We start from the raw sequence: 12,431 nt of genomic DNA on the forward strand, positions 1-12,431 counted from the left end.
CGTATATTTGTAATCTATTGTTTACCAGTATTCTCAAATCCATACTGCAAATCCTATGATCATCGGAGTACCACGCGAGATCAAGACAAACGAAAATCGTGTCGCACTGACACCCAGCGGCGCAGAGATCCTTCGCAGCAACGGCCATACTGTGTTGGTCGAGCACAATGCGGGCGCCGGCTCCGGTTTTTCGGATGCCGACTATCAGGCACACGGCGTTGAGATCATCGCGACCGCCAAAGAAGTGTTCGACCGTGCCGAGATGATCATGAAGGTCAAAGAGCCGATCGCACCGGAGTATGGTCTCATCCGGAAGGGCCAAGTACTTTTCACCTATTTCCACTTTGCCGCTGACCGTACACTGACCGAAGCGATCATCAAATCCGGTTCGATCGCGATTGCATACGAGACGGTGCAGAAGGCGAACGGTTCGTTGCCGCTTCTGGTACCGATGTCGGAAGTTGCCGGCCGTATGGCTCCGCAGGAAGGTGCCAAGTATCTCGAGAAGGCACAAGGCGGTCGCGGCATTCTGCTCGCAGGCGTACCGGGTACAGAGCCGGCTGAAGTCGTCGTGCTCGGCGGTGGTGTCGTTGGCACCAATGCAGCCAAGATCGCTGCCGGACTTGGTGCTCACGTCACGCTGCTCGACGTGAATCTCGATCGTTTACGGTACCTTGATGACGTCATGCCAAAGAATGTCGTGACGATGATGTCGAGCCCGTACAACATCCGCAAGGTGATTAAGAAGGCCGACCTCGTTATTGGCGGTGTGCTCATCCCGGGTGCGAAGGCTCCGCGCCTCGTGACGAAGGATATGCTCAAGGACATGAAGCCGGGTTCGGTCATTGTGGATGTCGCTGTTGATCAGGGTGGTTGTATCGAGACGTGCAAGCCGACGACCCATGAGAATCCTACCTACGTCGTCGATGGTGTAATCCACTACTGCGTTGCGAATATGCCGGGTGCTGTGCCGATGACCTCGACGATCGCCCTCACGAATGCGACGCTACCGTACGCGGTACAGCTTGCAAACGAAGGCTACGAGAAGGCGATCTCGAAGAACGCCGAGTTGCGTGCAGGCGTGAATGTGATCGACGGCCACGTGACATATCACGGTGTTGCCGAGGCATTCGGATTGCCGTACGAGGATTCGCACAACTTTATCAAGTAATTTTTCTTCCGACCGAGGTATGCCGACAGTAACGATCGACGGCGTCCAGTACGAAGCGCAAGCAGGGCAGACCATCATTCAGGTGGCGCTCGAGCATGGAATAGACATTCCGCATTTCTGCTGGCATCCGGGGCTGAGCGTAGCAGGCAACTGCCGTATGTGTATCGTTGATGTCGAGAAGATCCCTAAACCCTCGATCGCCTGTGCGACCACCATTGCCGATGGCATGGTAGTGCACACGCAGAACGAGAAGGCGTTGAAGGCTCGCGAGGATGTGATGGAGTTCTTGCTCATCAACCATCCGCTCGATTGCCCGATCTGTGACGAAGCAGGGCAGTGTAAGCTTCAGGATTATGCCTTCAATCACTCACGCGGCGAGTCGCGCTTCGAGGAAACGAAGAATCACAAGGACAAGCGCGTTGCGTTCGGGCCGAACGTGATGTTCGACGGTGAGCGCTGCATCTCCTGCTCGCGCTGCATTCGGTTCTCGCAGGAAGTGGCTGAGCAGCCGGTACTGACGTTCGTTCAGCGCGGTGATCACGTCACGATTCAGACTTTCCCGGGCACGCAGTTCGATAACCCGTATTCCATGAACGTGATCGACATTTGTCCGGTCGGTGCGCTCACGAGCCGCGACTTCCGGTTCAAGGCACGTCCGTGGGATATGTCGTTCACCGAGACAGTGTGCGCGGGATGTGCACGAGGATGTAGTATACGGGTCGGCGTTCGCAATAATGAGATATTGCGTCTCGAGCCGAGACCGAACCCGAACGTTAACGATTTCTGGATGTGCGACCCCGGCCGTCTCGAGACCTATCCGCATGTCAACGCCGAGGACCGAGTGAGTGGAGCATACATCCGTACAAACGGTTCGATCCAGCAGGTTTCGATACACGACGGAGTGCATGCAATTGCTTCAGGACTCAAAAAGTTTAAGCCTGAAGAGATCGCATTTGTCGCCTCTGCATTTGCGACACTAGAGGATAATTATATATTCCTTGAGGCTGCAAAGCAGCGCGGCGCAAAGCATGTTGGGTACTTCGAAGCGGTGAGTGGGGAAGATGCCCGATTGCTCATGAGAGCCGACAAGGCACCGAACGCATATAGTCTCGGACTGCTCGGCATTAAGCCGTTCGGTAGCGATATCGAATCGCAGATTGCCAGTGGTAAGATCAAAGCAGTGTATGCGCTTGAGGACGATTTCTTCTCGCGTACGCACCACTTGCAGCATGCGTTTTCTAAGCTCGAGTTTTTCGCTTGTCATGCAACGAATATGACGGCAACGGTCAAGGCAGCTCACGTTATCCTTCCTGCTGCGACATGGGCGGAGAAAGAAGGTGTGCTCATCAATTTCGAAGGCTGGGCACAGAAGCTCTCTCCGGCAGTTGCAACGGCGCACGTCGTTCGCGGATTCGATCATCTTGCGCAGTCGCGCCTCGATAAGTTCGGTACGCCGTTCGATAAGTGGGCACAGTCGAACAAGCGTGATGCGCAGGAGTCGTGGCGTTTGGCTCAGGAGGTTGCGAAGGCATTGGGTGGCAAGAGCGATCACCGATACACCGAAGACGTGTTTGAAGCTGTGGCTCACCACTACCCGCAACTGAAGGGTTTGACCTATGACCTGCTCGGTTCGCTCGGCCGTCCGCTCAACGGCATAGACAAACCGTTCAAAGAATCGTCGTATCGCGAGGTCTATCAGCTCGATACCATCGACGAGATTCCCGTACTATCGTAATTGCCGCACGAAGCAATGATCGTTGAAGCCCTCATTAAGATAGTCGCCTTACTGCTGATCGTTCTGACATCGGTTGCATACCTCGTTCTGCTGGAACGTTGGATCTGCGCCTGGTTGCAAGACCGTATTGGTCCGAACCGTGTCGGTCCGCTCGGATTATTGCAACCGTTGGCTGACGTCCTGAAACTCTTGCTCAAAGAGGATATCGAACCGACAGCGGCACAAGGGTGGTACCATTGGCTTGCACCTGTGATCTCGATCACAGTGGCGATCAGTGCATTGGCGATCGTTCCGTTCGGGGCCAGTCTCGTTCTCGGTGGTCATACCGTCAATATCGCAGTTGCAAGTGGTGTGAATATCGGGGTGCTGTATATCATTGCGCTCACGAGTGTCGGGGTATATGGGATTACGCTTGCCGGCTGGTCGAGCGGATCGAAGTACTCGTTGCTCGGCGGTCTTCGTTCGAGCGCACAGATGATCAGCTATGAGCTCACACTCGGGCTCGGCCTGGTGTCTGTGGTGATGCTTTCAGGGTCACTCGACATGACGAACATCATCCACTCACAGATTGCCGGTGGTTGGAATATTTTGCGTGCACCGCTTGGATTCCTCCTGTTCATCACCTCATCATTTGCCGAGACAAATCGCCAGCCATTCGATCTTCCGGAAGCGGAGCCGGAATTGGTCGGTGGATACCACACGGAGTATAGCTCGATGAAGTGGGCGCTGTTCTTCCTTTCGGAGTATGCGAACATGATCACCGCGAGCGCGGTCATGACCGTCTTGTTTCTCGGCGGTTGGCACGTACCGTTTTTTGATCTTTCGAGCATGAACCCAATCGCTCAGGCAGCGATCGGCGTTGGTGCAATGGCCGTCAAGATGTTCGCGATTATCTTCTTCTTCATGTGGGTGCGCTGGTCGATTCCGCGCTTCCGCTACGATCAGTTGATGGACTTGGGGTGGAAAGTGTTGTTACCACTCGGGATCTTGAATATCGTGCTCACCGCCCTGGAGAAAACGTATCTCTTATGAGCCAGCAGTATCGTTCGAAGTATAATAATCCGAAACCGGCGCGTACGATGTCGCTCTGGGAGCGTATCTACCTGCCAGAGATCGCGCGTGGGTTGTTCACGTCGATCAAGCATCTGTTTCGTCCGAAGTTCGTTCGTCAGTATCCGGAAGAAAAATGGGATGCGCCTGCGTCTTTTCGCGGACGCCCGGTACTGGTGCAGGAAGATAACGGCGTCGAGCGCTGTGTAGCGTGCGGGCTGTGCTCGCGGGTGTGCCCGCCGTTAGCAATCGAGGTGCAAGCCAGCGAAACGGAATTGCTGAAAGAACGCTATCCTGTCCGCTTCGAGATCAATATGCTTCGCTGTATTTTCTGCGGATTTTGCGAAGAGGTCTGTCCCGAAGAAGCGATCGTGATGAGCCAGGATTACGAACTTACATTTCGCAAGTATTCCGATGCTCTGTATGGTAAGGACAAGCTCCTGACTCCGAAGGCCAAACTGAAGGACAGGCTGGAATTTTTGCGGCAGATGAGAACTTCTAAATAACGAATGCCCCGTATGGGGCATTTTCGTTTATTATCACTATGCGTCGCGGCGCGCTTTTTCTCGTAGTCATAGTATTGTTTGTCGTGGCCCAAACAGCGTCCGCACAAGGCCGTCTGGGCACAGTACTTGCTCCTGCCGAAATCCCGGCGGGCGAAGATTTCTGCGTGCGTATTACCGCGTCGGCCCTCGAACACGGGGTTGAGCGTGCTATTGCGGTGCAGTACTCCGATGGATTCAAATTTCTCGGAGCTTACGCGGCGGATGAAGATGGAGCGGATACTGTATCGCTTGAGTGGTACCCAAGTGTAGCATCGATGTTTACTCGTGAGCGTGGACACGCCGTCGTCGCGTATGAAGACCACACTACCATGTACTCCAACCACTTCAATGCCGTTGCGTACTTCTTCCGTTTTCGAGCGCCGCTGAAAGCCGCAACCCTGAAGGTACAGGCGTGTTTGGTGGAACGTGCCGATCTTTCTGTCACCCCACCCAAGGAAACATCCAAGAAGAAGCAACCAAAACGACGCAAACCTTCCGCAAGTACAACTTGGAAAGTGGTTGCCCCCGATCTCGGAGAAGACTTTACGTTCGCCGACGCCGACACAAAAGAATACTCACGGAATATCCGTATCGTAACGGGATGGGAAAAGACGTCACGGGCGCTTACACTCCATGGCAACCATGGTGCAACCGCGATGCTCGAAACGGATTCCGCAGTGCTGCCGTCGCTTTTTGCGCAAGAGTTTACTCTGTCGTGTTGGTACCGGAGCACCGAACCGTTGCAAGGTATTTTCCATTGGGTTCTCAACGGAGCTGGCCGTGGTGCATGGTTGGCAACCGATGCATTAGGCGATCTGACATTCTATTCACATGAAGTCCACTCGTCGGATGATACGATCATTAGCGTTGCAGTACCGATAACGGATGGTGCATGGCACTATCTGACCTGCACCCACGACGCATTTGGCATAATAACGATCGAGGTCGATGGTAAGGAGCGCGACACGCTAACTTCGTCAACGGATTTGTCGGGACTTCGTAGGTTCGATATCGGTAATGCTTCCGGTGTCAATCGCTTCTACGTCGACGAACTGTCACTTCGTACTGGTGTCGAAATCACGAATGCGGCCCCTACCATTCTAGTTCGCGACACTGTTGCTTCTCTCTTCGGATTATTTCACTTTGAAGACTTTGGTCAAACCGCACGTTCGAGCGTTGCGCTGCGCAAAGTTATTCATCAGAATGACTCTATCGTAAGCCTTGTGCGTGTACCGATCTATTTTCAACTTGACTCCGGCGCATCCATCGGCGAGTCTTCGTCTCCGGTGCTCACCGATCATGCTGTTCTTTCTGTGGAACAGGCGAATGCTACAAAGGTAACTTTTTCCTGGCTTGCAACAAGTGAGATCGGTGTAAAGCGTTATGAACTGCAGCGTAGGATCGCCTCATTCGGCGATTACGAGAAAACACTCGATGTAAAAGCAAAGCAGTCGATCTCCGCTCAAGAAAAAGACCATGCGATTGTCTCACGTGCGAATTATTCTGCTGTCGAAACACTCCCATCAATAGGAAGAGATATAGAATTGTCCTATCGCCTCGCCCTGATCGGCGAACGGGATTCGGTGATGGGGTATACCCAGCCGGTTAAGCTCGAATACGGTGGCAATCGTGACGTATTCGTTGAACAAAACAAGCCGAATCCGTTCAACCCAAAGACAATAATTAACTTTCGTCTCGCACGCGCATGTGTTGTAACAGTCACTGTGTATGATATCATGGGAAGAGAAGTCGGAGTTCTGCTTAATGACAAACTTGCAGTCGGGAAACATTCTCTTGAAGTGGATGCAACAATGTGGCCGGGTGGCATCTATTTTTACAAAGTAAAAACTCCTCGCACCATTGTTACAAAACGCATGGTCGTGGCGAAGTAATAACGAACCATAACGGTTTTCTCGGAGTTGTAGAACCGGATCGTTAGGGGTGTCCGCTACTGGCGGACTGAGATAAGACCCTCAACACCTGATCCGGATTATACCGGCGTAGGGAAACGAAACAGTTTACGCATATTCCCCAGTGTAATCGTGTTCCGTTCCATACGCCGGAAGAACCCCGGATCTGCGAACGGATTTTTCATTTTACGCTAGTATATGCGCACGCTCGTACTCACCGCTTGGTTACTCGCAACCGCTGCACCGCTGTTCGCACAGACGGCACCGAAATCGGATACGTTGCGCCACATTGAACAAAAAGAGGTGATCGTCACCGGGTTTCCGGCGGTCGAAGGAAAAACGCCTGTTCCTGTAACAACCGTTCGACGCCAAGAGCTTGAGCAGGGAGCAACGTTCAAAGAACTTCCGAACCTGTTGCGGATGCTCCCTTCGATGGTTACCTACACTGAGAGCGGTACCGATATTGGATATAGCTATGTAAATATTCGTGGCTTCGATTCGCGTCGTGAGTCGATCCTCGTTAACGGCATTCCGCAAAACGATCCGGAAGATCACTCGGTGTATTGGGTTGACATGCCAGATCTGGCAAGTTTCAGCTCGAACGTTGAGATCCAGCGTGGTGCCGGATCTGCATTCTATGGCCCGCCGGCGATCGGTGGTTCCATCAACATCGAAACGTTTCCGTCGGCCGATCGGCAGTTCAGCTTCAGCGCAATGGGCGGCAGTTACGGTACTTCGAAAATTGGACTGGTTGCAAATTCCGGTTTGATCGACGGGAAATATCTCGTATCAACGAAACTCTCGCAGATGCATACCGATGGATATCGCGATCACGCATTCTTCGATACGAAATCATATTATGTATCGCTTGCTCGCATCGACGAACGTTCGACACTTCAGTTTAACTTCTATGGAGGGCCAATCAACGACGGGCTTGGTTATTATGGTATTTATCCTGCCGACGATGCACGTTCAAACTTCGTTGACCGTAACCTTCGCAAGTATAATCCTACCGAGACCGGTCTTTCCGAGCGACGCGCCAACGAACAGGAGTCGTTCTCGCAGCCGCATTATGAAATGCTATCGTCATACAAACTGGACGACCACCTAACGCTCTTTAATTCGCTCTTCTACGTGCAAGGAGAGGGATTCTTCGATTTCGACGGAACATGGCCCTATGTATTCGGCGGCTCGAATAGCGAGGCCTACCATCTTACGCAAGTGTATGGGGAGCGGTATGGATTCGCAGGGATCAACGATAGCAGTCTTGGCAACGAACTGACCCGTGCATGGGTGGGGAATAAACAGATCGGATGGTTGCCGAGACTCGAGTTTTCGCATGACGATGGAATGTTTACTCTTGGTGGCGAGATCCGAATTCATCGCTCCAACCATTGGGGGCAAGTACTCTATGCGGAGAAACTACCTCAGAATCTTCCAGTGAATTATCATTACTACGAATACAACGGCGGAAAGGATATCTTTTCTGGATATCTGGCTGAACGGTACGGTTTAAACAAGGACATCAATCTGTCAGCGAGCGTACAGCTCATCGGGCAAACGTACCACTATTATAACGAGCAGCCGATCTATCTCGATTCTATACATGCTGCGGCAGAAGGATTAACGGCCGGATTTCATTCTACTTCATTCGATGTACCGCTCTTCTTTGCAAACCCCAGAGCAGGAATCAATGTAAACCTCTCGGATAATGCGACGGCCTTCGTGAGCGCGAGCTATACTTCGCGTGAACCGCGCCTGTCTGATTACTATAGTGCGGAATCGCTCAAGCTTCCGAACTTCAACAAGAAGGCTGACAGTACGTTTGATTTTTCAAGCCCTAAAGTGAAGCCTGAGCATTTGATCGATATCGAGGTAGGTCTGCGCGCACTTGATCTCGATCTTGACGAATCTTGGAAGTTTACCGGGAAAGCGACAGGATACTACATGCCGTTTACCGACGAATTACTGAAGACTAACCAGGCCGACCTTTTTGGGAATAGCATCGTAGCAAATGCGGAAAAGGTCTTACACTATGGCCTCGAACTCGAAGCCGGATTACAATATTCCGATGCATTTGCTATAAAAGCAAACATGACATTGAGTCATAATGAGATTAAGCAATTCGATAGCTATTCCGATACCTCCAGTGTGGTAGGAAAGACCCCGATTGGATTCCCTTCGATAATTGCAAATGTTTCGGCGATCATTACACCGTTCAAAAACCTTCAAGTCACGCTCAGCGGACGATATGTGGGACAGATGTACGGTGACATCGAGAATACGGATTATTTCCGTAACAATGCGTACTCGGTCTGCGATCTTACACTTTCGTATCGTCTCGACAAGATATTCGGTGCCGATCATCTGACAATCCGCGGACAAATCAATAATCTATTCGACCGACTCTATACGAGTTATGTTCTTGCCGATGCCGGATTCTTTGTTGCAGCGCCACGCAACGGATTCGTATCGATCGAACTAGGTCTGTGAGCGAGACTGGCGGACATATCGTTCTGCTGCTTGATGGAGAGTCGCCGTCAGTGCGGCTTGCGGAGTATGCCGCTGCGAATGCGATCTATATTGCTGCGACGGACGGCGCAGCTCGAACTGCGAAGCAGCTCAAGCTGCCACTCCATCTCATTATTGGGGATCTGGATAGTATTGACCATGAAGCCCGCGAGCACTTCAGCTCGACTCGGATCATTACTGTTGCTGACCAATATTCGAACGATTTCGAGAAGGCGCTTCACTACATTCTTGAGCAGGAAGTCGGCGATGACCTACTGATTCTCGGAATGCATGGCCGACGTACCGATCATACACTCACCAATCTTAGCGTGCTCGTTCGTTTTCGTGATCGATTCAGGAGTCTCCGCATTCTCGATGATCACCAGGAACATCGTCTCTTGACAAAGCGCTATCCTGCATTGCACCTGTCGCAGTCTAATGGTTCTATTATTTCTCTCACTCCGCTTCCACATGCACTTGGCGTGACAACAAACGGACTATACTATCCGATAACACGTGCAGAAATGCGTTTTGGTCAACAGGAAGGGCTCAGTAATTATGTCGATGGTCACGAGGGAGCACATGTGTCAATCACCGAAGGCGCACTGTTGGTTTCGATGCCATATACGAACTTCTAATGAACACCCTCCCGCAGTTAGCACCGATTGACCTTGCAATCATCATCTTTTATGTAGTTGCAAATGCCACAGTCGGGTTTGTTTCGTTTCGACGATTCAAACGAAAGAAGGTATCCGAAGAGGAAGAATTTCTGCTGGCCGGACGTACACTGACGCTTCCTGCTTTTGTAGCAACGCTCGTCTCTACATGGTATGGTGGTATTCTGGCTGTTGGGGAATATGTATACGACAATGGGATCGTCACATGGATCGTATTTGGCATTCCATACTACGTAGCTGCAATCATATTTGCCATCATACTTGCAAAACGAGTTAACTCTGACCGCGTTCATCTTTCAATACCGGATCGAATGCGTGCGCTCTATGGTGAGCGAGCGGGCTATCTTGGCGCTGCAGCCACGGTATTCATGACTAGTCCTGCAGCATATATCATGATGCTTGCAACACTCTACCAGTGGTTCTTCGGATTTAATTACTGGTTGGGGGTTACGATCGCGATTGTGACTTCCATCTCATACTTATTCAACGGTGGTTTTCGAGCATCGATCCGGACGGATATCCTCCAGTTTATTGTGATGTTTGCCGGGTTTGTTGTCATCATTCCGTATGCCGTTGGTACGTATGGTGGTTTATCATACTTAGACGCTCATCTTCCGGCTACTCATAAAGCACCCTTCGGTTCGTTCAGCATTTGGTACGTACTCGTTTGGTACATTGCCGCGCTGTCCACGTTGACCGATCCGAACGTCCATCAACGTGTATTCGCTGCACGCAGTGTGAAGGTCGCGAGAAATGGAATGCTTATTTCCGTTGTGTTCTGGCTTTTCTTCGATGCGATGACGAATATCGCCGGACTCTACGCGCGCTCTGCATTTCCGCACCTTGCTGCCAGCAAATTTGCATATCCTGCTCTAGCCGAAGCGGTATTACCGATGGGACTAAAGGGGGCATTCTATGCCGGAATGCTTGCTACGGTACTTTCTACCGTGGACTCGTTCTTCTTCATGAGCGCGACGATTGTCGGTCGCGATATCCTCTGGCGTATCTGGGGGCGTGGAAACGAAGATCGTGTGAAATACTACACTCGTGTCGGACTTGTGGTTACGGCGCTTATCTCCGTAGTTGTCATTTCGGTCTCGGAGCGTATTTACATGATCTGGTATTCCTTCGCATCGGTCCTCGTGCCCATGCTTCTGTTTCCGCTGACACTGAGCTACTTCCCAAAGCTTCGCCCTTCGGTGAAAGCGGCTGAATGGTCCATTATCCTCGGTGGGTTAATGGCGTTGGCGGCCTATGGTATTGGCATTGTGCGAGGTGATTCAATCAATCCAATATACGTAGGTGGTATCGAGCCGATGTATGTCGGGTTGTTCTTCAGTGCAGTGCCGGTGGCGGGAAAGATATTTCGTCGTATGAAGGTGGCTTGAAGCCATTGTTTGGGAGTGCGCACAAAATCCCGCCTGGGGGCACAAAGGCCCCCATCCCGCTGTTTCATTCGCGCCAAATACCGTTGACCAGCTATGTTTGAAGAGCTTAGTTCGAAGTTTGAGGGCTTATATAAGAAAATCCGAGGTCAGGCCCGCCTCTCCGAAGGAAACGTCCAGGATGCAGTGCGGGATGTCCGCCGTGCGTTGCTCGATGCCGACGTTAACTATAAAGTTGCGAAGAAGTTTATCGACGATGTCCAGTCTCGTGCCCTTGGCGCCGAAGTACTGAAGTCGGTTAGTCCCGAACAGCAGTTCATCAAGATCCTCTATGATGAGCTAATCGCCATCATGGGCGGTTCAGCGGTCGATATCAGATATTCGGCGGAGCTTCCGACCATTGTGATGGTCTGTGGTCTGCAAGGTTCGGGTAAGACGACCTTCACTGCAAAGTTTGCGAATTACCTGAAGGGGAAGAACAAACGTGCGATGCTCGTTGCGGCAGATATCTATCGTCCGGCCGCTATCGAACAGTTGCAGTTACTCGGTACGTCGATCGATGTACCCGTCTTTACGATCCCTGGAGAGAAAAACGCCGTCCGTATCGCTGAGGACGGATTACGCGAAGCACGTTCGAAAGGCTTCGACGTCGTTATCGTCGATACTGCAGGCCGCCTGACGGTCGACGAGCAGATGATGAAAGAGGTCGCGGACATTAAGTCTGCGATCAAACCGCACGAAATCCTCTTCGTCTGCGACTCCATGACGGGCCAGGATGCAGTAACGACGGCCAAAGCATTCCATGATCGTCTGGCATTCGACGGTGTTGTCCTCACGAAGCTCGACGGCGACGCCCGAGGCGGCGCAGCGCTTTCGATCCGTTCGGTCGTACAGGAACCGATCAAATTTATTTCAACCGGTGAAAAACTCGACGCACTCGAGCACTTCCACCCCGAACGTATGGCCTCGCGTATACTCGGCATGGGTGATATCGTCACCCTCGTCGAAAAAGCACAGGCACAAATCTCCGAAGAAGATGCAGCGAAGGTCGAAGAAAAACTTCGCAAGAACGAGTTTACGCTCGACGATTTCCGAGAGCAACTTGGCCAGATCAAAAAGATGGGGTCAATTAAAGACCTCCTTGCCTATATTCCAGGAGTGAATACATCGGCACTTAAGGATGCCGACATCGACGATAAGTCGTTCAATCGTATCGAGGCGATTATTACATCGATGACTAAAGACGAGCGCCGTTACCCGCAGGTGCTCAATGCCTCCCGTCGTGAGCGCATCGCAAAAGGCTCTGGCACAACCGTTCAGGAAGTGAACCGTCTGGTGAAGCAGTTCACCGAAATGCAGAAGATGATGAAGCGCTTCTCGAACGGCAAAGTATCGAAACAGATGAAAGATATGATGGCGAACATGCCCGTGCCGCCCGCAAATTAGC

The 12,431-nt window shown here is 51.7% G+C and carries 9 protein-coding genes and 1 riboswitch; all 9 genes read left to right on the plus strand.

The features are described from left to right. The first annotated feature begins 55 nt into the window (after nucleotides 1-55). The 9 genes from ald (at nucleotide 56) to ffh (ending at nucleotide 12,430) form a co-directional block, all read left to right on the plus strand. The gene (gene ald / locus JSS75_04860; GenBank protein MBS1903014.1) at nucleotides 56-1,171 is read left to right on the plus strand and encodes an alanine dehydrogenase; all 1,116 of its coding nucleotides are present in this window, start codon (nucleotides 56-58) and stop codon (nucleotides 1,169-1,171) included. 19 nt (nucleotides 1,172-1,190) lie between these two features. Next, on the plus strand, nucleotides 1,191-2,906 hold the full coding sequence (locus JSS75_04865; GenBank protein ID MBS1903015.1) for a (2Fe-2S)-binding protein: 1,716 nt from the start codon (nucleotides 1,191-1,193) through the stop codon (nucleotides 2,904-2,906). A gap of 15 nt (nucleotides 2,907-2,921) precedes the next feature. Beyond that, nucleotides 2,922-3,938: an NADH-quinone oxidoreductase subunit NuoH gene (gene nuoH / locus JSS75_04870; protein ID MBS1903016.1), complete on the plus strand. Its 1,017-nt coding sequence runs from the start codon at nucleotides 2,922-2,924 to the stop codon at nucleotides 3,936-3,938. 47 nt (nucleotides 3,939-3,985) lie between these two features. After that, entirely contained in the window at nucleotides 3,986-4,462 is a 477-nt protein-coding gene (locus JSS75_04875; GenBank protein ID MBS1903017.1) for an NADH-quinone oxidoreductase subunit I, read from the plus strand. A 38-nt stretch (nucleotides 4,463-4,500) separates the two neighbouring features. Further along, on the plus strand, nucleotides 4,501-6,393 hold the full coding sequence (locus JSS75_04880) for a T9SS type A sorting domain-containing protein (protein MBS1903018.1): 1,893 nt from the start codon (nucleotides 4,501-4,503) through the stop codon (nucleotides 6,391-6,393). Between the two features lie 35 nt (nucleotides 6,394-6,428). After that, nucleotides 6,429-6,525: riboswitch (TPP riboswitch) on the plus strand. Between the two features lie 84 nt (nucleotides 6,526-6,609). After that, nucleotides 6,610-8,904 (plus strand): TonB-dependent receptor plug domain-containing protein, encoded by a 2,295-nt coding sequence (locus JSS75_04885; protein ID MBS1903019.1) that lies wholly within the window; start codon nucleotides 6,610-6,612, stop codon nucleotides 8,902-8,904. Beyond that, on the plus strand, nucleotides 8,901-9,560 hold the full coding sequence (locus JSS75_04890; protein ID MBS1903020.1) for a thiamine diphosphokinase: 660 nt from the start codon (nucleotides 8,901-8,903) through the stop codon (nucleotides 9,558-9,560). The genes JSS75_04885 and JSS75_04890 overlap by 4 nt, the downstream gene beginning before the upstream one ends. Then, nucleotides 9,560-10,987, plus strand: coding sequence for a sodium:solute symporter family protein (locus JSS75_04895; protein MBS1903021.1), 1,428 nt, complete (start codon nucleotides 9,560-9,562; stop codon nucleotides 10,985-10,987). Before JSS75_04890 ends, JSS75_04895 begins: the two co-directional genes overlap by 1 nt. 93 nt (nucleotides 10,988-11,080) lie before the next feature. Next, complete coding sequence (gene ffh / locus JSS75_04900; protein ID MBS1903022.1) at nucleotides 11,081-12,430, plus strand: signal recognition particle protein; 1,350 nt, start codon at nucleotides 11,081-11,083, stop codon at nucleotides 12,428-12,430. The last annotated feature ends 1 nt before the right edge of the window (nucleotide 12,431 follow it).

This window comes from Bacteroidota bacterium (assembly GCA_018266755.1).
Classification (GTDB): domain Bacteria; phylum Bacteroidota; class Ignavibacteria; order Palsa-1295; family Palsa-1295; genus JAFDZW01.